We start from the raw sequence: 24089 nt of genomic DNA, 5'->3' as shown, positions 1-24089 counted from the left end.
TGCCCTCTCCCGCAAGGGGAGAGGGCACATCAACGGGCGCCGCTGCTCGCGGAGAGACCGGGAGGAAGACAGACGACATGTCCGCCAGATACGAAGAGCTCAAAGGCCTGAAAAATCTCGGCCAGAAATACGCCTACACGGATCGCGAAGTCATGCTCTATGCCTACGGCATCGGCCTCGGCGCCGATCCCATGGACGAAAACGAGCTCGCCTTCGTCAATGAGGGCACGTTCACGCCGCGGCCGCTGAAGGTGGTGCCGACCTTCGCCTCTGTCGCGGCCTGGGGCTCGGGCCCGGGCGAAATGAATCTCAACCGCGTGATGGTGGTGGATGGCGAACGCGACATCACCTTCCACCAGCCGCTGCCGGTCGCCGCCAACATCACCGCCGACTCCTCCGTGCTCGAAGTCTACGACAAGGGCAAGGACAAGGGCGTCGTGATCGTTCACCAGACCGTGCTGAAGAACGAGAAGGGCGAGAAGCTGGCGACGCTGGTCGCCTCGCGCTTTGCCCGCGGCGACGGCGGGTTCGGCGGTCCGAGCCTGACCCAACCCGATCCGCACAAGATCCCCTCGCGCGCGCCCGACAAGACCATCGACATCACGACGCGTCCGGACCAGGCGCTGGTCTATCGTCTCTGCGGCGACCGCAATCCGCTGCACTCCGATCCGGAGTTCGCCAAGAAGGCCGGCTTCCCGCGCCCGATCCTGCACGGCATGTGCACCTATGGCATCACCTGCCGCGGCGTGCTCCAGACCTATGCCGACTACGACGCAAGCGCCTTCCGCCAGCACGTCGCGCGATTCTCCTCGCCGGTCTATCCCGGCGAGACCGTGACCATGGACCTCTGGAAGGACGGCAACGTGGTCTCGTTCGAAGCCAAGGTGAAGTCGCGCGGCGTCACCGTGATCAAGAACGGCAAGACGGTGCTGGGTTAGTTGGTCTCGTGCCCCGGACGCGGCGCAGCACGCAGTGATGCGCCGCAGAGCCGGGGCCCAGAGGCCGTAACCAAGAACTGGGTCCCGGCTCTGCGAAGCAGCTTTTCACGCTGCATCGCGTCCGGGACGCAAGAAAACAAGAACAGGGAGAAGCCACCATGGGACTACTCGACGGCAAGGTTGCGCTGATCACCGGCGCGGGCGGGGGGCTCGGTGAGGCCTACGCAAGGCTGTTCGCGCGGGAAGGGGCCTCGGTCGTCGTCAACGATCTCGGCGGTCCCCGCGACGGCTCCGGCGCCGACAAGTCCATGGCGCAGCAGGTCGTGGACGCGATCAAGGCCGAAGGCGGCAAGGCGGTCGCCAACGGAGCCGACATCTCCACCATGGGAGGCGGCCAGTCGGTGTTCGACGATGCAATCAAGCACTTTGGCCGCGCCGACATCCTCGTCAACAACGCCGGCATTTTGCGTGACCAGACCTTCGCCAAGGCCTCGGAAGCCGACTGGGACAAGGTCATCAAGGTCCATTTGAAGGGCACCTTTTGTTGCACCCTGCCGGTGTTTCGCTGGATGCGGGAAAATGGCGGCGGCGTCATCGTTAACACCTCCTCGACGTCAGGGCTGATCGGCAATTTCGGCCAGACCAATTACGGCGCGGCCAAGGGCGGCATCTGGGGCCTGTCCAACGTGCTGGCGATCGAGGGCCGCAAATACAATATCCGGATCTGGACGCTGGCTCCGGGCGCCCTGACCCGCATGACCGCAGACCTGCCCCGCTATAAGGAGAACCCCGGCGCGGCGCTGGGCCCGGACGGCATCGCGCCGGCCGTGCTATACATGGTCAGCGACTTGTCGGGCGACCAGACCGGCAAGGTGCTGGGCGTGTCCGGGCCCCGCGGCGTGCGCGAAATGCGGATGATGGAAATGGAAGGCTGGAAGCCGCCGCACACGGGCTGGAAGGCCCAGGATATCGTCGATCACGCCAAGGAGATCTTCTTCTCCGAGGAACAGATCAAGATGGGGGCGCGGCGGTTCTAGCTTTTGTTGTCGTCCCGGGGCACGCGAAGCGTGAACCCGGGACCTCGAGATTCCGGGTTCGATGCTGACGCATCGCCCTGAAATGACGAACAAGAGGATACAAGGACTGATGAAATTCACCGCCGACGCCAAGGGCACCTTCGCAATCGCGCCGACGCCGTTCCACGACGACGGCCGGATCGACGAGCGCTCGATCGACCGACTGACTGATTTCTACGAGGAGGTCGGCTGCGACGGCGTCACGGTGCTGGGAATCCTCGGTGAGGCCCCGAAGCTCGATGCCACTGAAGCCGAACAGGTGGCGGTGCGCTACGTCAAGCGCGCCAAGAAGATGCAGGTGATCGTCGGCGTCTCCGCGCCCGGCTTTGCCACCATGCGCTCGCTGGCGAGGGCCTCGATGGATGCGGGTGCGGCCGGCGTGATGATCGCACCGCCGCCGAGCCTGCGCACCGACGACCAGATCATCGGCTATTTCAAGCAGGCCGCCGAGGCGATCGGCCCGGATGTGCCCTGGGTGCTCCAGGACTATCCGCTCACCTTGCAGGTGGTGTTCACCCCCGCTGTGATCCGCAAGATCGTCATGGACAATCCGAACTGCGTGATGCTCAAGCACGAGGACTGGCCGGGCCTGGAGAAGATCACGACGCTGCGCGGCTTCCAGAAGGACGGCTCGCTGCGTCCGCTCTCGATCCTCTGCGGCAATGGCGGCACCTTCCTGGACTTCGAGATGGAGCGCGGCGCAGACGGTGCCATGACCGGTTACGCCTTCCCCGAGCTTCTGATCGACGTCGTGAACCTCTCCAGGGCCGGCAAGCGCGATGCCGCCCATGACCTGTTCGACGCGCATCTGCCGCTGATCCGCTACGAGCAGCAGCCCGGCGTCGGCCTGACTGTGCGCAAATACGTGCTGCAGAAGCGCGGCGTCATCGCCTCCAGTGCCCAGCGCAAGCCCGGCGCGACCATGACGGCGACGGCGAAGGCCGAGGTGGATTACCTCCTGTCGCGCGTTGCCCGTTTCGACAAGCGCGCCAATCTCGGCCCGCAATCCAGTGCCGCGGGTTAGTTGAATGGCCGAGGTATCAGCATCACGCCCGGCGTCGACGATCCTCCTGCTCCGCGACGGTGCCGCGCAGGAAGTCGAGGTCTTCATGATGGTTCGCCATCATCAGATCGAGTTCAACTCGGGCGCGCTGGTGTTTCCCGGCGGCAGCGTCGATGCCGGCGACAAGGAGATCGTCGCGCGCTCGCACCTGTATTCGGGCGGCGAGGGCCTCAGCGAAGCGGACCGCGGATTTCGTATCGCCGCGATCCGCGAGACCTTCGAGGAGAGCGGCATCCTGCTGGCGCGGTCGAAGGCAACAGGGACGCCGGTCGATGCCAGACGTGCCGGCGAGATCGCAGATAGGCACCGCGTTGCGCTCAACGAGCACAAGATCAGCTTCCTCGAGATTCTGGCCGACAACGGTCTCCAACTCGCGCTGGACACGCTCGTGCCTTACGCGCACTGGATCACGCCGGAAGGCATGCCGAAGCGCTTCGACACTTGGTTCTTCCTCGCTGCAGCTCCGCCCGATCAACTCGGCGCCCATGACGGCCGCGAGTCCACGGATTCGATCTGGGTCTCGCCGCGCGAAGCGGTGGAGGGCGGTGAGAGCGGCCGCTTCAAGTTGCCGTTTCCGACCACGCGCAATCTGATCCGGCTTGCGAAGCAGCCCAACGTGAGCGCGGCGCTCGAGCACGCCCGCGGCCTGTCCATCGTCACGGTGATGCCGGTCATGACCAAGACCGAAACCGGCCGCCAGCTCCGCATCCCCCGCGAAGCCGGCTATGACGGCGAGGTGTTCGAGGTCGGAGCGGTCGGCTAGTACACTTCGATACGCAACGAAGTATGGCGAGCCCGAACGGGTTAGGTTCCGTCCACCGAGAAGGACGGAATGCGCGCCATGGACAACCGTCAGAACACCAACATCGCCGTCGAGCTGACACTGCTGGTCTTGCTCGCAACGCTCTGGGGCGGCTCCTACACCTTCATCAAGCTCGGCGTCGCCACCATCCCGCCGATCACGCTGATCGCGGCGCGCACCGCGATCGCCGGGCTGCTGTTGCTGGCGGTCATGTGGACACGTGGGATCAAGATGCCGAGGGATGGGGCGAGCTGGCAGCGCTTCGCGTTCCAGGCCGTGCTCAACAGCGTCATCCCCTGGACGCTGATCGCCTGGGGCGAGCGTCACGTCGATGCCGCGCTCGCGACCATCCTCAACTCGGCCGGACCGATCTTCACCTTCCTGCTCACGGCGGTCGTCACCCGCCACGAGGCGACGACGCCGCGGAAGCTGTTCGGGGTCCTGGCGGGGATGGCCGGCATCCTGCTGATCGTCGGCGCCGATTCCTTTCATGGCATCGGCAGCGGCCTCCTCGCCGAGGCCGCCATCGTTGCCGCCACCATCTGCTACGCCTGTGCCGCAATTTTCGGCCGCAGCTTCAAGGACCTCGATCCCATGGCGCCGGCGGCCGGCTCGCTGCTGGCGGGCGCCGCGGCCCTGATTCCGGCTTCGCTGGTGCTCGAGCAGCCCTGGACGCTGTCGCCTTCGCCGAGCTCCGTGCTCGCGCTGTCGGCGCTCGCGACGTTCTCGACCGCGGCAGCGTTCGCGATCTATTTCCGCCTGATCCAGACCCTCGGCTCGGTCGGCACCACCGCGCAGGCCTATCTGCGAGTGCCGATCGGGGTCGCCATCAGCGTTGCCTTCCTCGGCGAGACCCTGAGCCGAACCGCCTGGATCGGCCTTGCCTGCGTCGTCCTCGGCGTCGCCGCCATGACCATCCCGGCCCGCAGGTCAGCCAGCGTCAAACTGTCGTAGGGCTGAGGCTGGAGAGGGCGGCAGGCCCGATATTAAGGATATTCCGTGCCCCGATGCATGTTCCCCCCGGGTGGCAATACGTCGTATATTGGGGTTTCAGCAGCCCCGGTCCTCAACCACCAATGTCCGCCGAATTGACGCCGTCCCCTGAGAAAAGGCGAACATTTTCGCTCTCCATCGGCCAGCTCACCTTCGGCAGCTTTCTGTTGATGCTGGCGGTGATCATCGTCACCTCGACCGCGAGCGTGATCGCGATCAGGCACATCGATACGACGTTCGCCGAGCTGCAGCGGCTCCAGAGCGTCGGAGATCTCGCTGAGGATATCGATCGCCGCATGAACGAGTTGCGCCTCGCCGCGCGCGATTTCGTCACCGACCCCGGCGCGGGCATCCAGTTCCAGCAGGTGGGCGAGGCGGCCTCGACCCTGAGCGACATCCTGAAGAAGACCCGCATCGAGCTCGCGCCCGAGCAGCAGGACATGATCGACGGGGTCACCGAGCGGCTTGCGACCTATCGCAACGGTCTGGAGCGGATCTCGACCCTGATCGACCGCCGCGCCCAACTGCTTGCCGGCCTGCCGCCGCTGCGCGAGCGGTTCGATGCTGCCGTCGCAGGCACCGCGGACCGCGAGCTGGCATCCCATCTGTCCGAGGCGCAGAGCCGGATCTCGGTCGGGCTGCTCGCGCGCAACCCGTCCGCCGCCGAGCAGGCTGCGCAGGGGATGCGGGCGCTTGACATTGGCGATGCCAGGCTGAAGTCGGCGGTGAACGATTATGCCGAGGCCATTATGGCCGTCGCCGTCCGCGAACGGCAGATCGCCGACATCGACCGCGAGGTGCTGGGCACCGAGGGCCGATTGATCGGCCGCGTCACCGAATTGCTGCGCGAGGTCAGCGCAAGGCGCGGCCATGTGCTGTCACGCGACTTTGCCCGTACGCTGACCGAAGCGCGGTGGCAGAGCATCGTGCTCGGTACGATCGGCGTGCTGATCGGCATCGGCGCTGCGTTGTTCGTCGTGCGCCGGACGGTGCGTCCGCTCGCCCAGATCGCGCGATCCATTCGCGCGCTTGCGGCCGGCCGGAAAGACACGTCGATTCCGTCCGCCGACCTCGACAACGAGATCGGCGACATCGCGCGGGCGGCCGAAGTGTTCCGCCGCGCGCTGGAGGAGGCCGACAGGGCGCGCGAGGCGGCGGTGCGCGCGCTCACCGAGCAGCGTCTCGCCGAAGAGAGCTACCGCAAGCTGTTCGAGGGTTCGGTCGACGGCATCTATGTGACGACGCCGGCCGGTGACCTCCTCAACGCCAATCCGGCGCTGGCGCGGATGATGAGCTATGACAGTCCGCAGCAGCTGATCGACAGCATCAACGACATCGCCCACACGATCTACGTCCATCCAGAGGCGCGTGTCGAATACCAGCGGTTGATGGCGCGGGACGGCATGGTGCGCGAATTCGAGTACCAGGTGCGCCAGCGCAACGGCAACATCCTCTGGCTCTCCGACAGCGCCACGGGTGTGCGGGATGAGCAGGGCAACATCGTCCGCTACGAGGGTACCCTGCGCGACATCACCGATCAGAAGCGCGCGGAAGACGCCATCGCCGAGGGCCGGCGCCTGCTCCAGCAGGTCATCGACACCGTGCCAGCGGTGATCAACGTCAAGGACCGCGATCTGCGCTACGTGCTGATGAACCGCTACATGGCGGGCATATTCGGCATCGAGCCCGGCGATGCGCTCGGCCGCACCACGGCCGATCTGATGTCGCGCTATGGCGCGGCCAAGTCCGACGAGAGCGACAAGAGGGTGCTCAAGCTCCGCAAAGGACTCGGCTTCTACGAGGAGGAGTACAAGGACGTGACCGGCAATATGCGGCAATGGCTGGTCAACAAGCTGCCGCTGCTCGATGCCGAGGGCGAGATCGAGCGGATCGTGACCGTTGCGCTCGACATCGGCGAGCGTAAGCGCGGCGAGCAGGAGATGCGCAAGGCCAAGGAAGCCGCCGAAACCGCGCTGCGCAATCTGCGCGAGACCCAGGCCTCGTTGATCGAGGCGGAGAAGCTCGCCGCGCTCGGACGCCTGGTCGCCGGCGTCGCCCACGAGGTCAACAATCCCGTCGGCATCAGCCTCACGGTCGCCTCCGCGCTGGAGCGCAAGACCGCGATGTTCACGGCCGAAGTCGAGCGCGGCGAGCTGCGCCGCTCCACGCTCAATGACTTCCTCAACACCAGCCGTGATGCGTCCTCGCAGCTCGTCTCCAATCTCAACCGTGCCGCCGAGCTGATTCAGTCGTTCAAGCAGGTCGCCGCCGACCGCAACTATTCGGACCAGCGTACTTTCGATCTCGGCGATCTCACCGAGCAGGTGGTGATGAGCCTGCGGCCGGGCCTGCGCAAGCACAACCTGACGCTCAACGTCGAGTGCCAGCCGGACCTCACCATGAACAGCTATCCCGGCCCGTACGGCCAGGTGCTGACCAACCTCTTCCTCAATTCGGTGGCGCATGCCTTCCCGGACGGCCGGCCTGGGACCATCGAGATCCAGGTGCGCGAATCCGGCAAGGACAATGTCGAGATCATCTTCTCCGACAATGGCTGCGGCATGTCGCTCGACGTCCGCCGCCGTGCCTTCGATCCGTTCTTCACGACACGGCGCGACCAGGGCGGCACCGGCCTTGGGCTGCACATCGTCTACAGCATCGTTACGAACCGGCTCGGCGGACGGCTCGATCTCGATTCCGAACCTGGCGGCGGCACGCGTATCCAGATCATCCTGCCGCGCGTGGCGCCGCTCGAGCAGGCTGCGGAATAGCTAATCGACGTCTACGAGCTTGTGCAGGGTGGCGCCGAAAATCAGGCTGGCCTTGCCGACCAGCGCCGTGCCCGTCATCTCCGCGCGCGTGTCCGTGTAGGTACCGCTGACGCCGATGCCGACCGGGGCAGGGCCGCCGAACAGCGGATTGTCGTCGCCCCGAGGCGAAGTGTGCCGTTGCACCAGCACTTCGCCTTTGAAGGTGTTGTTGTTCTTCACCGTGTAGCTGCCGGTGTAATAGAGGTAGGCATCGCCGCCAAGAATCTTGCCGTCGCGGAAAAGAATCACGCCGCTGCCCTTGCCGACTCGACCATCGAGCAGGGTCACGTGAATTGAATAGAGGCCGTTCTTCATAACGTCCCGCAGGCCGGCCGCCATCGCCCAATGGCGTCACCGGTCCGGCTTTTATGCCAAAGCCGATCCCCTCGCGCAACGCGGCAGTTTGGCGGCAGGTCGCGGGAGGCCTGCAGCGGCGAGCCGTAGTTGTCCCGACTTGCGCGGGACGCTGTCATGACGCTCTGATGGTGAAGCGGGCCCGCCGTTATGAATTAGAGTTGGCCCGCGAAATGCATAATCATTGTTGCACTGGCCGCGGGGTGCTGGAGCAAGACGAACGTGACCAGCTGGATCGATTCCGGCGGCGATGAGCCGCGTCTGTACCGTGCGCGTCCCGCGAATTATAAAAGCGAGCAACGGCGGATTGGCAGTGCGATACGCCGGCGCAACCTGACAAGGCTGGCGTGCGCCTTGGCCTTGATTGCGCTCGCGGCCCCCTTCGGGCACGCGCGCGACCGTGGGCAGTTCGCCAACACCAATCCCGAATTGAAGGCCTGGTTCGACAGTCTGCGGAGCGGCAAGGGGCCTTGCTGCTCCGATGCTGATGGTTCGGCGCTCTCGGATTCCGACTGGGATAGCAAGGACGGGCACTATCGCGTCCGCGTCCCGCGCTACGGGTACGCGCTCGACGGCCAGCAGCAGGAACTCGTCTGGGTCGACGTCCCCGAGGAGGCCGTGATTTCGGAGCCGAACCGGGTGGGACGCACCATGGTCTGGCCGATCTACGGCTACATGGGCGTCACTATCCGCTGCTTTATGCCCGGTAGCATGACTTAGCCCCACGGGGTGTCACGTCCCCCGGTGGAGGCCTGAGACGGCCCGCGCCGCGTCACGTCAGGTATACTTTTTGTCGCGCTCGAGCAGCTCGATGGAGATGCCTTCGGGGCCGCGGATGAAGCAGATGCGCACGCCGGGCCGGATGGTCGTCGGCTCGCGCGTGAAGGTGACGCCCTTGGCCCTGATCTCGGCGGCGACGGCGTCGAGGTCCTTCACCGTCAGGCCAAAATGGTCGAGACCCTGATGCGGATGCGGGGGCGGCGGGTTGACGGCGCTGTCGCCTTCGAGTGGTGCGATGAAGATCCTGGCTCCGCCCAGGTTCACCTCGATCCGTCCGGGGGCGCGCACGATCTCGCCACCAAGGATGTCGCGCAGCCAGGCCGCCGTGGCCTCTGGGTCGGGACTGCGGAGATGGACGTGATCCCAAGTGACGGCGATCGGCATTTCATATTCTCCCAACGGGGTCTTTCGATGTTGCCGGCGCATGTTAGCCGCCTCGGCCGGTGGTCGCTACCGCTCGCCGACTCGCATCAAGTGCGGGAACCTTAGTTCGTCGCCCGGCTTAAGGTAAGCAGTGGCCGAGTCCCATCGTTGATGGTGCCCGGACGCGATTGGTGATGGAACCATGGGTGCCAGGCTCGACCGGATCGGATTGGGGCGCTTCGCCGGGAGCGGCGAACGATTGGCCCGGGCCGTAACGATCGCGAGCGTCTCGTTTGGCCGCAGCCTTCTGTGGCTGCTGGCCGCAATCATCGTCGGCTGCGGCATTTGGATGCTGCTGCCCCTTTCCAGAGGCAATAGTGCCGAACCGGTGAGGCCGGACCTGGCGGCGGTTGAGCCGGGTCCTTCGGGCGGTGCGTCTGCGGTGGTATCGTCGGCGTCCGAATTTCCGGCACCGGTTTCGGCGGAACTCAGCCGTCTCAGAATTTCATCGCAGACCTGGCGCCGCGGCGGCCTTGGCTCCAAAGCTCTGGTGACGTTCACACTGCGAAACGACAACGACTATGCCGTAAAGGATGTCGAGATCGTCTGCGCCTTTACGCGGCGCGATGGCACTCATCTTACCGACCGTAGCCGCGTGCTGGCGGATGCGGTCAGCATGAAGAGTCGCAAGACCTTTGCGCGTATTCCCGTCGGCTTCGTTAACGTGAATGCCGATCAGGCGAAATGCTCGCTGGTCGCAGCGCGCCGCGCCTGAAGGCGGCACGTTCAGGTAGCGGAAAAGTTACTCTCCGCGGACTTGGCGAAAAAACCATGCATCGCCATTTGAACCGAACGGCTGGGCCAGGAACCAATTGAGAGATCGCCTGTTGAGGCGGAGAGCCTACGCGGGAATGCGAGGGGCGGAGCGCGGCCAATGCCCATCTTTAGGTATTTCATTTTTGTCGGTGGAGCCTTGCTGGCACTGCTGTTCGCGGCGGATTTCGTTTTCCCGGCGGCTCCCGTGGCACAAGCCGTCGTGACCGCGGGCAACGATCAGCCTCTGATCCGAATCCGGTCTGATCGGCACCTGCCCGAGCGTGTCGTGCTCGACACCAGCCAGCCGACAATTGCCGCACCCGCGGTGACGACTGCCGCTGTTGCGGCTCCCCAGCCGCCGGTGCAGCCGGAGGGCCTATCGCCAGCTTTGGCCGAGATGTCAGCCAAGACGCGGGTGCGCGAGACCTTCGCCCAGTTCACGCCGGAGCCGAAGGCCAATACCGTCGCGGCCAAGAAGGCAGAGGCCACTCAATCTCAGATTGCTCAGGCTCAAGCTTCTCCTGCGCCGGCTCCTCAACCCAAGCGCAAGATCGTCAGGACGCATCCGGCGCCGCAGCCCGGCCGGCCGATGATGCAGGTCGCTCAGCAGCCGCATTTCGGTCTGTTCAACACGACCTGGTGACAGCGCCTTCGACCCGCCTCGATCGAGGCGGGAAGGGCTTTTTATTGGCCGGGCTTTCTGCTAATTCGAACCAATCCGAACGCCGTCCGGTGTGCTGGCTTGTCACCGGCGCGGTCTGGCGAATATCGGTGGCCCGGTGCCCGGGCCAGGGCGCTCGTAGCTCAGCTGGATAGAGCATCGGATTTCGATTCCGAGGGTCGGAGGTTCGAATCCTTCCGAGCGCGCCACTTTTAATGTTCTAGATATGTTCCGAAACGGCGCTAGCGCCGATCACGGTCGGGTGCCTGCGGGATCGATCAGCCTGCCGGGACACCGCTTCGCCGGCCGCGTGCCAGCGTGTCGGAGGGAGCCTCGCGGAAAATCGCGCGGTAGGCTGCGGCAAATTCACCGAGATGGTGGAAGCCGTGGGCGCGTGCGCAGGTGGCAACGGTGACGCCGCCGCCCTTGAGCAGGCGGACGCGGGTCGCCCACAGCCTTTTCAGGCGAATGTACTGGTGCAGGCTCATGCCGCGCACCTTGCCGACGGCGCCGCCGAGCGTCCGGATCGACACGTCAAACTCCCGGGCGAGATCGGCTGTATAGATCGGGGTCGTGGGATAGGCCGCGACGTAATCGTCGATGCGCTGCACGAGCTTGATCGCTCGCTCGCCCTGGACCGAGGTGCTCCGATCTGGGATCGAATCGATCCGGAACAGATCGTCGAGCGCGAGCAGCAGGCCTTCCTGGAGATGGGCCGCAACCTCGGTGGTTTCGAACAGGCTCGGCTGCATTGACGCGGTGCGCAGGATATCGAGCAGGAGTTGTCGCGTGTGCAGCAGGGCGGCCCGGTTCGCGACATGGACCCGTAAATCGTCGATCTGGTCGAACCAGCCCCGGTCTCTCAGCGCGGGGGAGAAGATGATCATGGCATAATGATTGGTCCGCGGCTCGACGAAATGGGACTCATCGCTGCCGCGGAGTGCAACGAAGAAGCGGGCGTCGAGATCCATTCCATTGAAGTTGACCTGAAGGTCGTCGGTCATGGACAGGATCACCATCCCGCCCGGCATGCGATAGGCGGTATCGAGGATCCGCGCGAACGATTTCATCATGATGATGCGGCACGCCGGCAGGGAGACGACGGCGCGGGCCGCCGCGAAGTTCGGGATGTCGAGCGGAATGCTTCTCGCATCCTCCATCGTCTCGATCGGCCGAAACGCATCGACGTCGGAAAAGCCGATCAGTTGAAGTGCGGAGGATGGCGTGAGTTCGTCGAACAACATGGTTCTGGTCGGCTGCTGAAATAAGACAATCAAATGAACGTCGATGCACCATCAATGGCGAAACATCGCGTTTCAGTAAACCGGATTCCGGACCGTAGTATTGCGGGCATCATGTCATGCGATCCGCCGGATTGAAGTCACCGCACGTTCTCGGTTCATCGATTCGCCGGAAGCGAGGTGAATGAAACGCTGCATGCAAGCTGACATGCGAAGGACGAAACTTCGTCGCTTCATCAGCATGTAGAATGACGGTATCGGCTAATTTCAACTTTGATCTAGATCAGATCCGGGTCGGGTTCGGCCGCGCAAGATGACGTTGCAAAAGCGAAGGGGCCCTAAGGGCCCCTTCAAACGTCACCAGCGGCGGTAGCCGTGGTAACCATAATAGCGCGGACCGTAATAGCGCGGCGGCCCATAGTACCGTGGGCCGTAATACGGCCGCGGTCCGTAGTACCCGTAGTAGTTCGGGCGCCACCAGCACTGCCCCCAGGCGTTGCAGACCATGCGGACCTGCTCGACGCCGGAGACCCGCGGTGTCGCAGGCGCGGGCGCGATGGGCATGGCGGATGCCGCCGACGATGCCGCGAGGGCGCCGAACAGGGACGCGGCGACGAGGCCAGTCTTGAGATTCATGATGTCTTCCTCCGCTTACGCGATGCAAGGATATCGAAGTTGTTCTGATCAAATTGTGGCGGAACCGAAATGTAATACTGATGAACAAACCTTCAGCGATCTGGCCCGGCTCGATCCCAGCGCGCCAACTGGCTTGGCCGTAGAGCAATGCCGTGCCCTAGACCTTGATCCTGCGCAATTCGCAAGTCTGCCTTGGCTTTAGTCTCACCAATATGGCAGCGGCGCGGTGCCTGCTGCCGGACAAGGTGAGCGGATGCGAGTCATTCCAAATCTATCGATCTCGCCGGAGAAGGTCTTCTTCGTCATCTCGAAGTCGCGCCGGTCCGACAGCGAAGCGGCCGGAAGCGGTGTCATCCTGGAATCCGGGGACGACGATATGAGCTACGGCCGCGGCGGCCGCGGCGAAACCACCGATCGTGCGGAGCTTGCGGGCTTCATCCGCGATCTCAATGTCGACGAGCAGATTGATCTCGTGGCGCTGACATGGCTCGGCCGCGGCGACGGCGATCTCTCCGATTGGCGCGAACTGCGCGCTCAGGCCGCACAGGCGCACAACCAGCGCACGGCCTCCTACCTGATCGGCACGCCCATGCTCGCCGATTATCTGGAAGAAGCGATGGCGCAATTCGGCGAGTCCTTCGAGGAATTCGAAGAGCAGCTCTGATGCCGAAGCGGCATCTGCATGTGTCAAGGAGAAGTTGTGATGAACAAGATGAGAATGGACAAGGGTGACTGGCTGGTCGTGTGTGACGGGCGCAAGGCGCTGATTCTGGAGAACCTCGGCGACGACAAGTTTCCGAATCTCCACACCAGAGAAGTGCATGAGCAGCCCAACCCCTCGACCACCGCGCAAGGCAGCGATGCGCCGGGCCGATTGCACCCGGCGGCCGGCGGGGCGCGCAGCTCGGTCGAGCAGACCGATTGGCACGATGAGACCGAGCGCGCCTTCTTGCGGGGACTTGCCGGCCGGCTCGATGCCGCCGTCAGCTCCGGCGAGACCAAGGCCCTGACCATGGTGGCCTCACCGCGCGCGCTGGGAATGATCCGGGCCGATTATTCTGACGTCGTGCGCAAGGCGCTTCAGGGGGAGGTCAGCAAGGATCTCGTCAAGCTGCCGGTCTACGAGATCGAGAAGCAATTGCTGCTGTCGGATGCCGCGAAATAGGACACCCGCAGAGGGCGCGGCGCCTCAGTAGCAGGGGTGCCGCCGGCCGTCCTGGCCGATATAAGCGGCCGCGCTGCGATAGCAGGCGTTGGTCGATGGACCGTCATAATAGGCGAAGGTGCCGGGGGTGATGCCGGGTCCGTAATTGTGCAGGTAGCTGATCGGGTAGGGCAGCGCGTTGGCATGGAAGCGGTGGTGCCGGTGATGTCCGCGCGCCTCCGCAAGGCCGGGGGCCAGAATTGCAGCCGTCAGGGCCGCAACCGCGGCTACAAGCGTCAATTTGCTCATCTCGATTCTCCAGAACCCGCTCGAATAGATCAGCTATTTATAGCAATTTCGAGCGGTCAGGCATTGCTGCGGAGGCTCGAAATCATGGCCAGTCCCGCAGATTGCCGGTCGGGTGTGACAGAATTGCCGGACATGCGGTCGAAAGCTGCCCATTTTTGGCCTTTTCGGGATGCTTAACGAATTCCCCACACAAGTATGACCAAAGAGCATTCTGGTAAGAATCCTGTCGCCGGCCCCAGGGATCATTTTGCGGGTCCTTCGAGGCCGGTTCATTGAAGGCCATCGCCGTTACCTCGCCATGCGCATCACGCTTCTGAGCCTGCTGTTGCTCTCCTTCGCCGCCGCTATGCCGGCGCGGGCCGAACTGCACATCACCCGCGACCATGGCGGCTATGTCGAGGAGTACAAGGCCAAATACAAGCGCGTGCGCGAGAAAGGCGAGCGCGTCATCATCGACGGCATCTGCAATTCGGCCTGCACGCTGGTGCTCGGCATCGTGCCGATGAACAAGATCTGCGTGACGCCGCGCGCGAGCCTCGGCTTCCACCAGGCCTACTACGACAAGGCGTTCACCTTCGGCATCAAGGTCACCAGCGCCGAAGGCACTTCCGATCTCATGTCCTATTATCCCGACAAGGTGAAGGACTGGATTCGTCGCAACGGTGGGCTCACCACCGACATGAAGAAGATCAAGAACGGCGTCGAGCTCTGGAAGATCATCGATCCCTGTCCGGAAGAATGGTGATCAGCTGAGCCAGGCCGCTGTCATCCGCCGCAGCGCAGCATCGTCCGGATGAAATTCGCATTGCCGCATGGCCTTCCACTGAGGCAATGAGGGCGGCAATGAACCATAATCAAGAAAACCTGGCCCCCCGCGCTGCGCCGATCCTGTTCGTCCTGCTCTGGAGCACCGGATTCATCGGCACCAAATACGTCGTCAACAATGCCGATCCCTTGACCTATCTCGCCATCCGCATGGCGATCGTGGTCGGCCTGATGGCAATAATCGCCGGGATCGCGCGGCCGAAATGGCCCGACCGGATTGGCATTGCGCACAGCGCGGTCGCCGGCATCCTCGTCCACGGCTTCTATCTCGGCGGCACCGCGATCGCGATCGCGCATTCGATTCCGGCCGGCCTGTCCGCTCTGATTCCGGGCCTGCAGCCGATCCTGACCTCGACCATCGCCAACCGTTGGCTCGGCGAGAAGGTGACGCCGGTGCAATGGGCCGGCCTCGTCCTCGGCCTGGGCGGCGTCGTGCTGATCCTGCACAACCGCCCCATGACCGGCGAAGCCGGGCTGGGCTGGCTTGCCTCGGTGGTCTCGCTGATCAGCATCACGCTCGGTACGCTCTATCAGCGCCGCTACTGCAACCACATCGACTGGCGAACCGGAAATCTCGTGCAATACGTTGCCGTCACCATTTTCTTCGCGATCGGGGCATTCCTGTTCGAAGACCGTGTGGTGCACTGGACGCAGGAGTTCGTGCTCGCGCTCGCTTGGCTCGCTGTGGCGCTCTCGATCGGTTCGATCGGGCTGTTGTACTGGCTGATACGCCATGCTGCAGCAACCTCGGTCGCGAGCCTGTTCTACCTGGTGCCCGCCGTCACCGCGCTAATGGCCTATCTGCTGTTCGGCGAAAGACTCGATGCGCTGGCGATTGCCGGCATGGCGATGTGCGCGGCGGCCGTCTTCGTCGTCAACCGGCGCTTCTAGGCGGACGGAACGGGCGCTGGAATACATCCCTGCCGTGCGGGGCACGTTCGTGGTAGGCGGGATGCATTTTCAGCTTCCCGGTCATGTGGGTGAGCTGGCGCATCGGAAGACGGCTGATCAAGCGGTTCGGCGCACCGGGAAAGCGGCGCCGATTCAACGCCGAGGGCCGGCGCGGCCATCGCAGTGAGTTCCGCGATTCCGACGGCAAGCACCACCCGGGCCGCTGCGCGGCCAAGCGGCAAGGGTAGGATATCGCAGGGCAGGTCTCCGGGCACATCCGCACCTGGAGACCTGCTCTGAACGTTGCGATCAGCGCTTCGCCTTCTTGGCCTTCTTCTTCTTGGCGGCTTTTTTCGCAGATTTCTTGCTGGCCTTCTTCGCGGTCTTCTTGGCCGCTTTCTTCGAGGATGTCTTCGCCTTCTTGGCCTTCTTCTTGGACGTCTTCTTCGGGCCTACTTTCTTCGCGACCTTCTTGGCGGCTTTCCTGACTTGCTTGACGGCATTGACCGCCGCGTCTTTGGTCGCGTCGACGGCGCTGGTGATCGTGTCCATCGCCTGTTCGGTGATCGGCTTTTCGTCGTCCATATCGTCCCCCGCGGTTTGACAGGAGTGATGACGATAGCGGGTTTCGAAATTGTGTCAAAGCATCGCTCAACCTCTGCGGATCTTTGCGTAGGCGGCGAGCGCACGCTCGCGCCCCCTGGCATGATCGACGATCGGCTGCGGATAGGTCTTGCCGAGCGTGACGCCCGCGCTCGCAAGCTCGATCGGCGTTGCCTGCCAGGGCTGGTGGATCAGCTTGGCCGGCAGGTTCTTCAGTTCCGGCACCCAGCGTCGAACGTAGGCGCCATCCGGATCGAACTTGTCGCCCTGGAGCACCGGGTTGAACACGCGGAAATAGGGCGCAGCATCTGCACCGCAGCCGGCGACCCACTGCCAATTGGCGGGATTGCTGCCGGGGTCCGCATCGACCAGCGTATCCCAGAACCAGGCTTCCCCCTCGCGCCAGTCGATCAGCAGGTGCTTGACCAGGAAGGAGGCGACAACCATCCGTACCCGGTTGTGCATCACCCCGGTGTGCCAGAGCTCGCGCAGACCGGCATCGACGATCGGGTAGCCGGTGCGCCCGCGCTGCCAGGCAGCGAGCGCCTTGTCATCGCGCATCCACGGGAAGCCATCGAAGCTCGTCTGCAGGTTTTCGGTGGCGAGGTCGGGATGGTCGTGGAGGAGGTGGCGGCAGAATTCGCGCCAGCCGAGCTCACTCAGAAATTTCTCGATGCCCGGCCCGAGCGCCGGATCTTCGGCCGCGGCGAACCGCGCGGCGTGCCAGACCTGGCGCGGGCTGAGCTCGCCGAACCTCAAGTGCGGCGATAGCCGTGAGGTGCCGTCCCGGTCCGGGCGGTCGCGGTCGCCGACATAGCCGCGTGCGGTGTGCTTGAGGAAGTCGCGCAAGCGCTCTCGTGCAGAGGATTCGCCCGGGGTCCATGTTTCGCGCAGGCCTTCGGCCCAATCAGGCTTGCTCGGCTCCAGTCCCCAACTCTCCAGATGATCGCCGGCGATCCTTGGTGCAGGGCGCAGCGCCTTCGGTGCGGGCAGCGGCTTTGGCGGATCGCCGAGCGACAGCACGCGCCGCCAGAATGGTGTGAACACGCGCAGACCCCGGCCGTCCTTGCTGCGGATCGCCGAGGGTGGGACGAGCAAATCGCCGGGACAATTTTGCGAGTCTGCTCCGAGCGTTGCCAACGCCGCTTCGAGCGCTCGCTCAACCGACTGATGCGGCGCCTGGGCGATCCCGTTCCAGTAGACGGCGCGGGCGCCGCTCTCGCGCACCAATTCGGGGATGACCCTGGCGGCCGGTCCCCTGCGCAGGACCAGCGATCCGCCGCGCTCGGCGATCTCGGCCCCGAGCGCCCGCAGCGACTGCGCCAGCCACCAGCGCGCCGCGCCACCCAGTGCCCGCCCGGTTGTCTCATCGAGCACATAGAGGCAGACCACCGGCGCTCCGGTCTTCGCGGCGGCGTGCAGGGCGGGGTGGTCGGACAGGCGGAGATCGTCGCGAAACCAGACAATGACGGGCGGCACGTTTGGCGCGGTCAGGGGGGATCCTCATTTACAATTTGGAAAGGCGTGCCGCCTGCAGCGGTATCATGGTCGTTAATGCCGCCGTAAGCCTATTGCACGAATATGCAGGAATTACTGGGGCCATTCCAACCATGTTCAAAGCTTCGAAGTTCCTGCCGCAGTTCAAGCTGGGCACCAAGGCTGTCCTGTGCGCAGTGCTGCTGATCGCCATGAATACGGGGCTCGTGGTCGGCGCCGGCTATTGGTCGCTGACCTCCGCCTTCAATGATCGCGCGCTCCGCGACATCGACGTCAGCCTGCGCACGCTGGCGCTGGCGTTCGCAGAGACCGTTCCCGAGGCCAAGATCACGGTCCAGGACGGCGCGGTCGTGCGCGCGGAGATCCCCAAGATGCCCGACTTCAAGGACCACGCCATCGTCGATCGCGCGGTGTCCTATGTCGGCGGCAATGCGACCCTGTTCGTGTTCGACGCGGCGAACGGGCAGTTCGTCCGCCGCTCCACCAATGTGAAGAAGGAAAACGGCGACCGCGCCGTCGGCACCCAGCTTGCCGCCGATCATCCGGGGCAGGCCGCGCTGCGCCGTGGCGAAGCCTATAAGGGGCCGGCCACGCTGTTCGGCAAGACGTTCATGACCGCCTATTTCCCCATCTTGGACTCGACCGGCAAGGTCGCCGGCATTCTCTATGTCGGCATCCCGATGATCCAGGACGAGAACATGCTGGCCCAGGCCCTCGAGAGCATGGCGGCGGCCGCCGGGCTTGCCGCGCTTCTGGTGCTGGCTCTGACCCTGCTGGTCGTCCGCCGGATCACCCGGCCGCTCACCTCGGTCACGCGCTCGCTCACCGCGCTTGCCGAGGGCCAGAGCGACGTCGCGATCGAATGCGAGGACCGTGCCGATGAGATCGGCGAGATCGCCCGCACGGTTGCGGTGTTCAAGAGCAATTCGCAGGAGCGGGCGCGCCTGCGCAGCGAGCAGGCGGCGGCAACCGCTGCCGCAGCCGAGCAGCGCAAGGCCGAACTGCGCAGCTTCGTCGAGGAGTTCCGCGGCAGCGTCGGCGGCATTCTCGACAAGGTGCTCGCATCGTCCGGCGAGTTCGAGCGCGCTGCGCGACAACTCACCGATGCCGCGCGCACCACGGCCGATCTGTCGGCGCAATCGGCCGGAGCATCCGAAACCGCCTCCGAGCATGTGCGTTCGGCGGCGTCGGCTTCCGAGGAGCTGTCTCAATCCATCTCCGAGATCACCCGCCGGGTGCAGGAATCGAACCAGATTTCCGCCGACGCGGTGCGGCAGGCAGAGGCGACCGACCAGCGCATTGCGCAGCTCTCCGAAGCCGGCACGCGCATCGGCGACGTCGTCAAACTGATCACCTCGATCGCCGAGCAGACCAACTTGCTGGCGCTGAACGCCACCATCGAGGCCGCTCGCGCCGGCGATGCCGGCCGCGGCTTTGCGGTGGTGGCTCAGGAGGTGAAGACGCTCGCCGGCCAGACCGCGAAAGCGACCGACGAGATATCGAACCAGATCGAGAGCATGCAGCTTGCGACCGAGGAATCGGTCGCTGCCATCAAGGCGATCAGCGAGACCATCGAGCGCATCAGCGGCATTGCCGGCTCGATCTCGGCTGCGGTCGAGCAGCAGAAAAGCGCAACCCACAACATCGTGGCGAGCGTTCGCGCGGCGGTCTCAGGCACGACCGAGGTCGCCGTCAACGTCCGGCACGCCGCCAAGGGTGCCAGCGAGACGGGCGAGACCTCGAGCCGGATGTTTGCCTCGGCCCAGGCGCTGTCCGGCGAGAGCCTGCATCTGAAGGCAGAGGTCGACGGTTTCCTCGACCGCGTGCGGACGGCGTAATCGCTACAGTCATTCCGGGGCGGTCCGTAGGACCGAACTCTGGTGCGCAATTGCGCACCAGAGAATCTCGAGATCCCGGGTCTGGTCCTTCGGACCATCCTGGGATGACAGTTGGTTATTTCGGCTGCGGCACGATGCGGATATAGGGCTTCGGCTCCTTCCAGCCCTGCGGGTAGATCGTCTTGGCCTCGTCGTTGGACACGGAGCCCGCGATGATGACGTCGTCGCCCTGCGACCAGTCGGCCGGCGTCGCGACGCGATGCTTGGCGGTCAGCTGCAGGGAGTCGATGACGCGCAGGATCTCCTGGAAGTTCCGCCCGGTGGTCATCGGATAGACCAGCACCAGCTTGATTTTCTTATCCGGGCCGATGATGAAGACATTGCGGACAGTCTGGTTGTCGGCGGCGGTACGCTTGAGGGGATCGCCTGAGATCGCGGCCGGCAGCATGCCGTAGAGCTTCGAGACGTTGTAATCGGTGTCGCCGATCATCGGGTAGTTCGGCGCGGCGCCCTGGGTCTCCTTGATGTCTTCCGACCATTTGGCATGGTTGTCGACGGGATCGACCGAGAGTCCCATCAGCTTGACGCCGCGCTTGTCGAATTCCGGCTTCAGCCTGGCGAGCGCGCCAAGCTCGGTGGTGCACACCGGCGTGAAGTCCTTGGGGTGCGAAAACAAGAGCGCCCAGCTGTTGCCGATCCAGTCGTGAAACTTGATCTTCCCTTCGGTGGTCTCGGCTTCGAAGTCCGGTGCGGTAGCGCCGATCGGAAGTGTCATGATTTTACCTCATCGCATTGAATTTACTGGAAGATTCGTCTCTGGCCGTCACCCTCAGTATAGGGCCCTTACAAGGCCAAGTGAACGCCAACTGAACCGGCTCAAGTAAAATGTGAATTCCTTGCTTGAAGGGCCGATTTCCTAGCAACTTATTGTTACAGCGGCACCTGCGGCGAAACATCCCCATCCGGGGTCACACGGTCTCGCTCGCCCCGATAATGCCTTTTATGACTTCCATCACGCTCGCCCGGCGCGTACCGGAACCAAAATGGTCCTGACAGCGACCAATTGGCAACCATCTCGAAAAGTCGCGATCCCCGTATCGAATCGTTAACCACCCCTTTACGCCGGCATGAAAATGCTGGCCGATCAGAAGAAGTCTGGAAGTGAACTATGTCTGCCGCTGCGCCCAAATCAGCTGAGAAGTCCGTCGAGTCGCCGTCCCTCGAACCGTCCTGCCGCGATACCGCGGCCCATGCACTCTCCATCGTGCGGGACGGCGTAATCACGGGCGAGGGCCCGACCACCAGGGGCCGCGTCCACTTCTCCCGCTCGCTCGATGCCGATGACACCGCCTGGTGCCTGCGCATCCTGACCGCGATCGCCGTCAACGACCAGCCGGTCAGCCGCGCTGAAGCCGAACGCCTGTTCGAGATCAACGAGGCCGCGACCGAGCGCGCCGACGGCGGCCGATTCGACGACCTGCTCGCCAAGGCGGTTGCCCATTACGCGGCGAGCGCCTCGGGCCTGAAGGTGCCGCCGCGGAGCGTGGCGCTGTCAGCCGACACCGAGATCGAGAGCTGGGCGCCGTCCTATGCCTCCAAGGTCAACAGCGAGATGCTGGAGTGGATCGCCGGCCAGATGCGCGGCAAGCGCCAGAATAACCGTCGCCTGATGGCAATGGTAGCGACCTTCGTCGGCGCGACTGCGCTGCCTCTGGCGGGCCAATTGCCGAACGTGTTCGACATCGGGATGTAAGAAACTGGACATCTAAGATTTGTGCGTCACTCGAGGACGCGAGAGGACGGCGGGGTCATTTCCCCGCCGTTTTTTGTTTGCCGGTGTCAGGCTCGAGCCCCAGCGTGCGGCCCGGAAAACCGGCGGCGTCGAAATAGCGCTGGCTGCCGACGCGCTGGAAGTTCAGCACGGTCATCAGACCGCCCTCGGCGGGCTTGGACTTCAGCGTGCCGACATAGGCCTTGGGCACGGTGCCGTTCGGCATGGCCTCCGACATCACGCGGCCGACCAGGTCGCCTTTCTGCGAAGCGCGCAGGCCCATGAGCTGGGCAGCGGTCATGCCGACGTCGGCATTGCTGACGGGCAGTTCGTCGACATAGCCGGCTTTGAAGTCCGGCCCGATCGCGGCCATGAAGTTCATGGTGTCGCCGCGGCTGAAGCTGCCATGCATGCCCTGTCCCTGGCGCAGCACGGTGTCGGCGACCTGGACCGAGCAGTTGGTCGGCGCCTCGCCGCAATCGCTGGCATAGGAGCGGAAGTTGACGACGATGGATGGCCTCGGCGTCGCAGCCTTGCCGCGCAGGTTGATGCTCGACAGCGGCAGCGTCCCGGCAAAGCGGCCGAGCGAATCCTCGACGAACAGGCCGGAGACGTAATCCTGTTCGAGCAGCGCCTTGATGGTCTTCGCCGCCAGCTTCTTGTCCTGGTTCGGCAGATAGATCAGGTCGGAGCCGCCATTGGTGGCGACGACGAGATCGGGCTTCTCCGGATCCTTGCCGAGCACCCCGTTGCCCGCCCTGGGATGCTTGTTGCCTTCGACCTTCGCGTTCTTGTCGTTGGGGTCGAACAGCGGCAGGTCGAGTGCCTTGGCAAGGTCGAGCGCCAGGAATCCCATCGGCAGGAAATCCTTCGGCGTGTCGTCATAGCCGACCTTGGCCGAGGGGCTGGACTTGCTCTCCTTGGAGATCGTCGAGAAGCCGTGATCTGCGGAGACGATGATGTTGGTCGAGGCCGTGAGCCCGAGCTCGTCGAGCGCCTTGCGGAGCTGGGCGAGGTTGGCGTCGGCGTTCTTGATGCCGGCCATCGAGGTCGGCCCGTTGATTCCGGGTATGATCTGGTTGAGGCTGTCGCCGGTATTGTGCTGGCTGCCGTCAGGATCGCGCGACCAGAACACGAGCACGAAGGGCTTGTTGCGCGCCTGGAACATCGGCAACACCACCTTGGTGGCGACGTCGGCGAAATAGGCCTGCTGCGCGACGTTGGCGACCGTGGTGCCCGGCGTTCTGGCATCGCCCGCCTTGGAGTTGTCGCCGCGCGCCGGCGTGGCGAGGGGCAGGCCGGCCTTGGTCAAGGCCTCCTTCACCTCGTCGGACAATGCGACACCGTTCTTGCCGCCGGTGGAATCGTCGAACACGATCGAATGCTGGCCGGGCTTTTCAGGCTTGTCGGTGTGGTCGAACTGGTAGGTCGGGCCCACCTTGCCGATCGCCGCGGTGCTCAGCCCCTTGTCGCGAGCCATCTTCAGGATGGTCTCTTCGTTGAGGTAGTCGCCCCTAAAATGCTCGTCGATGTCGCCGAGCACGGCGTCGTTCTCGATGAAGGGGACGACGGTGTCACCCGCAGGTGCGGAAGTGTAGTTGGTCCAGATCGTGTTGGAGAACACGCCGGTGTCGCCGAGATAATGGCCGGTCGACATCGCCGAGCCGTTGGCCATCGTGAAGGTGGGGAAGAGCGAATGCGGGTTCTTGAAGTTGACGCCCTTGTCGCGGACTTCAGCCATCGCCGGCGCGGTTTCCGGTGTGACCTTCAGCGCACGCAGACCGTCGGGAATGAACAGGATCAGGTTGCGGGGCGTGCTGTTCTGGGCAGACGCCAATCCGGTGGACAGCACAGTCAGTCCGGCGGACAGCAACACCAGTGAACGGCGCATCAATTCTCTCCCTGCGGTGAGCCGGCGTGGCCGCGAACGCGGCCTCCAGAGCTTCGTTTAGTTTCGCTGGATGACAGTCTTGTTACAAGGACCGTTGCTGCTGCAAGGGCCGGGATGGCCCCGGCTCTGCAGCGACCGCGTCGCGCTGCAGAGCCGGGGCACGAGAGTTGGAGTGTCCGCGCGCAACTGCATCGACAGCGTCATTGCGAGCCAACGGGTCCGCGCGAAGCGCGGCCCGATGACAGGCTCCGCGAGGCAGTCCAGAATCCTGCCGCGGAAAGACTCTGGATTGCTTCGCTGCGCCCGCAATGACGGAATGTGAGGCGGCGTGCATCGCTCTTCCGATCCGCATATCGTCCGAAGACACACCTTCACGCTCTCGCGGCTCATCTCGCCCGAGCTTTGCTTGGTGTCTCACCCTCATGAAAAGGGCGCAGGGAAGACCGGGAGTCGGTTGGCTCCCGTGGACCGCCATGCCGGACGCAAACTGCGTGCGCTTCGATGCACAGCAGGGCAACCGGAGACATCCCGGCCTTCCCTGCGCAGTGGTTTTACGGCTTATGTCGTGCTCTCTCCGGGGAGCGATGCACTATTGCCCCCGTCGCCTTGCGGATGACTGATGCGCCTGCCCGGTCGGGCAGCACACATCACCGCAAGACTTGGCGCACAGACCCCGGGCGCCAGGATGACACGATTTTGCCGTACGCCGATCACACCGGTCGTGTGCGCGACGCCTCCGCTCACGGTCGCCCGCCCTGCGAAGCCATTCGCGCCGATGTCACCTGCG

General features: G+C 64.3%; 24 protein-coding genes and 1 tRNA gene. 16 read left to right on the top strand and 9 right to left on the bottom strand.

The genetic code is table 11. From position 1 onward, the window contains the following. The first annotated feature begins 77 nt into the window (after nucleotides 1-77). The 6 genes from ABIG06_RS35010 (at nucleotide 78) to ABIG06_RS34985 (ending at nucleotide 7643) form a co-directional block, all read left to right on the top strand. The gene (locus ABIG06_RS35010) at nucleotides 78-938 is read left to right on the top strand and encodes a MaoC family dehydratase (protein ID WP_370140285.1); all 861 of its coding nucleotides are present in this window, start codon (nucleotides 78-80) and stop codon (nucleotides 936-938) included. 158 nt (nucleotides 939-1096) lie between these two features. After that, the gene (locus ABIG06_RS35005) at nucleotides 1097-1975 is read left to right on the top strand and encodes an SDR family oxidoreductase (RefSeq protein WP_370140284.1); all 879 of its coding nucleotides are present in this window, start codon (nucleotides 1097-1099) and stop codon (nucleotides 1973-1975) included. Between the two features lie 109 nt (nucleotides 1976-2084). Next, the gene (locus ABIG06_RS35000) at nucleotides 2085-3038 is read left to right on the top strand and encodes a dihydrodipicolinate synthase family protein (RefSeq protein WP_370140283.1); all 954 of its coding nucleotides are present in this window, start codon (nucleotides 2085-2087) and stop codon (nucleotides 3036-3038) included. 4 nt (nucleotides 3039-3042) lie between these two features. Next, on the top strand, nucleotides 3043-3840 hold the full coding sequence (locus ABIG06_RS34995; protein ID WP_370140282.1) for an NUDIX hydrolase: 798 nt from the start codon (nucleotides 3043-3045) through the stop codon (nucleotides 3838-3840). A 78-nt stretch (nucleotides 3841-3918) separates the two neighbouring features. Beyond that, nucleotides 3919-4833, top strand: a complete 915-nt coding sequence (locus ABIG06_RS34990) for a DMT family transporter (protein ID WP_370140281.1) — start codon at nucleotides 3919-3921, stop codon at nucleotides 4831-4833. 122 nt (nucleotides 4834-4955) lie between these two features. Further along, nucleotides 4956-7643, top strand: a complete 2688-nt coding sequence (locus ABIG06_RS34985) for a PAS domain S-box protein (protein ID WP_370140280.1) — start codon at nucleotides 4956-4958, stop codon at nucleotides 7641-7643. On the opposite strand, the gene ABIG06_RS34980 is transcribed toward ABIG06_RS34985, so the two are convergent. Then, nucleotides 7644-7997: a GrlR family regulatory protein gene (locus ABIG06_RS34980; RefSeq protein WP_349629048.1), complete on the bottom strand. Its 354-nt coding sequence runs from the start codon at nucleotides 7995-7997 to the stop codon at nucleotides 7644-7646. A gap of 261 nt (nucleotides 7998-8258) precedes the next feature. Here ABIG06_RS34980 and ABIG06_RS34975 point away from each other — a divergent pair, with 261 nt between their 5' ends. Next, nucleotides 8259-8756, top strand: a complete 498-nt coding sequence (locus tag ABIG06_RS34975) for a hypothetical protein (RefSeq protein ID WP_124157719.1) — start codon at nucleotides 8259-8261, stop codon at nucleotides 8754-8756. 57 nt (nucleotides 8757-8813) lie between these two features. Here the strand turns inward: ABIG06_RS34975 and ABIG06_RS34970 are convergent, their stop codons facing one another. After that, complete coding sequence (locus tag ABIG06_RS34970) at nucleotides 8814-9200, bottom strand: VOC family protein (RefSeq protein ID WP_370140279.1); 387 nt, start codon at nucleotides 9198-9200, stop codon at nucleotides 8814-8816. A gap of 181 nt (nucleotides 9201-9381) precedes the next feature. Between ABIG06_RS34970 and ABIG06_RS34965 the strand changes: the two genes are divergently transcribed. The 3 genes from ABIG06_RS34965 (at nucleotide 9382) to ABIG06_RS34955 (ending at nucleotide 10865) form a co-directional block, all read left to right on the top strand. Next, nucleotides 9382-9954 (top strand): hypothetical protein, encoded by a 573-nt coding sequence (locus ABIG06_RS34965; protein ID WP_370140278.1) that lies wholly within the window; start codon nucleotides 9382-9384, stop codon nucleotides 9952-9954. A 159-nt stretch (nucleotides 9955-10113) separates the two neighbouring features. Next, nucleotides 10114-10638 (top strand): hypothetical protein, encoded by a 525-nt coding sequence (locus ABIG06_RS34960; RefSeq protein WP_124157722.1) that lies wholly within the window; start codon nucleotides 10114-10116, stop codon nucleotides 10636-10638. Between the two features lie 150 nt (nucleotides 10639-10788). Next, nucleotides 10789-10865 (top strand) — tRNA-Arg (locus ABIG06_RS34955). A gap of 69 nt (nucleotides 10866-10934) precedes the next feature. On the opposite strand, the gene ABIG06_RS34950 is transcribed toward ABIG06_RS34955, so the two are convergent. Next, a complete protein-coding gene (locus tag ABIG06_RS34950) occupies nucleotides 10935-11900 on the bottom strand; it encodes an AraC family transcriptional regulator (protein ID WP_370140277.1) in 966 nt (321 codons plus the stop codon). Nucleotides 11901-12254: 354 nt separating this feature from the next. After that, the gene (locus ABIG06_RS34945; RefSeq protein ID WP_124157723.1) at nucleotides 12255-12533 is read right to left on the bottom strand and encodes a hypothetical protein; all 279 of its coding nucleotides are present in this window, start codon (nucleotides 12531-12533) and stop codon (nucleotides 12255-12257) included. 253 nt (nucleotides 12534-12786) lie between these two features. Here ABIG06_RS34945 and ABIG06_RS34940 point away from each other — a divergent pair, with 253 nt between their 5' ends. Both ABIG06_RS34940 and ABIG06_RS34935 read left to right on the top strand, forming a co-directional pair. Continuing rightward, the gene (locus ABIG06_RS34940) at nucleotides 12787-13197 is read left to right on the top strand and encodes a DUF3775 domain-containing protein (protein WP_370140276.1); all 411 of its coding nucleotides are present in this window, start codon (nucleotides 12787-12789) and stop codon (nucleotides 13195-13197) included. Between the two features lie 39 nt (nucleotides 13198-13236). Continuing rightward, complete coding sequence (locus tag ABIG06_RS34935; RefSeq protein ID WP_124157725.1) at nucleotides 13237-13698, top strand: host attachment protein; 462 nt, start codon at nucleotides 13237-13239, stop codon at nucleotides 13696-13698. A gap of 24 nt (nucleotides 13699-13722) precedes the next feature. On the opposite strand, the gene ABIG06_RS34930 is transcribed toward ABIG06_RS34935, so the two are convergent. Further along, the gene (locus ABIG06_RS34930; RefSeq protein WP_124157726.1) at nucleotides 13723-13986 is read right to left on the bottom strand and encodes a hypothetical protein; all 264 of its coding nucleotides are present in this window, start codon (nucleotides 13984-13986) and stop codon (nucleotides 13723-13725) included. 298 nt (nucleotides 13987-14284) lie between these two features. Between ABIG06_RS34930 and ABIG06_RS34925 the strand changes: the two genes are divergently transcribed. Both ABIG06_RS34925 and ABIG06_RS34920 read left to right on the top strand, forming a co-directional pair. Then, a complete protein-coding gene (locus ABIG06_RS34925; protein WP_124157727.1) occupies nucleotides 14285-14731 on the top strand; it encodes a hypothetical protein in 447 nt (148 codons plus the stop codon). 98 nt (nucleotides 14732-14829) lie between these two features. Beyond that, a complete protein-coding gene (locus ABIG06_RS34920) occupies nucleotides 14830-15702 on the top strand; it encodes a DMT family transporter (RefSeq protein ID WP_370140275.1) in 873 nt (290 codons plus the stop codon). A 309-nt stretch (nucleotides 15703-16011) separates the two neighbouring features. On the opposite strand, the gene ABIG06_RS34915 is transcribed toward ABIG06_RS34920, so the two are convergent. Beyond that, nucleotides 16012-16287, bottom strand: a complete 276-nt coding sequence (locus ABIG06_RS34915) for a histone (RefSeq protein WP_370140274.1) — start codon at nucleotides 16285-16287, stop codon at nucleotides 16012-16014. A 66-nt stretch (nucleotides 16288-16353) separates the two neighbouring features. Next, nucleotides 16354-17745, bottom strand: a complete 1392-nt coding sequence (locus ABIG06_RS34910; RefSeq protein ID WP_370140980.1) for a cryptochrome/photolyase family protein — start codon at nucleotides 17743-17745, stop codon at nucleotides 16354-16356. Between the two features lie 170 nt (nucleotides 17746-17915). On the opposite strand from ABIG06_RS34910, the gene ABIG06_RS34905 reads away from it, so the two are divergent. After that, nucleotides 17916-19640, top strand: coding sequence for a methyl-accepting chemotaxis protein (locus ABIG06_RS34905; protein ID WP_370140273.1), 1725 nt, complete (start codon nucleotides 17916-17918; stop codon nucleotides 19638-19640). Between the two features lie 115 nt (nucleotides 19641-19755). On the opposite strand, the gene ABIG06_RS34900 is transcribed toward ABIG06_RS34905, so the two are convergent. Then, nucleotides 19756-20415: a peroxiredoxin gene (locus ABIG06_RS34900; RefSeq protein ID WP_370140272.1), complete on the bottom strand. Its 660-nt coding sequence runs from the start codon at nucleotides 20413-20415 to the stop codon at nucleotides 19756-19758. Nucleotides 20416-20808: 393 nt separating this feature from the next. Between ABIG06_RS34900 and ABIG06_RS34895 the strand changes: the two genes are divergently transcribed. Continuing rightward, on the top strand, nucleotides 20809-21393 hold the full coding sequence (locus ABIG06_RS34895; RefSeq protein WP_370140271.1) for a hypothetical protein: 585 nt from the start codon (nucleotides 20809-20811) through the stop codon (nucleotides 21391-21393). 55 nt (nucleotides 21394-21448) lie between these two features. Here the strand turns inward: ABIG06_RS34895 and ABIG06_RS34890 are convergent, their stop codons facing one another. Then, the gene (locus tag ABIG06_RS34890) at nucleotides 21449-23302 is read right to left on the bottom strand and encodes an alkaline phosphatase family protein (RefSeq protein WP_370140270.1); all 1854 of its coding nucleotides are present in this window, start codon (nucleotides 23300-23302) and stop codon (nucleotides 21449-21451) included. Nucleotides 23303-24089 lie beyond the last annotated feature (787 nt).

Origin of the sequence: Bradyrhizobium sp. USDA 326, from assembly GCF_049739485.1 — a bacterium.
Classification (GTDB): Bacteria; Pseudomonadota; Alphaproteobacteria; order Rhizobiales; family Xanthobacteraceae; genus Bradyrhizobium.
The sequence above is the reverse complement of the archived record's forward strand: the minus strand, read 5'-3'. Positions and strand labels throughout refer to the sequence as shown.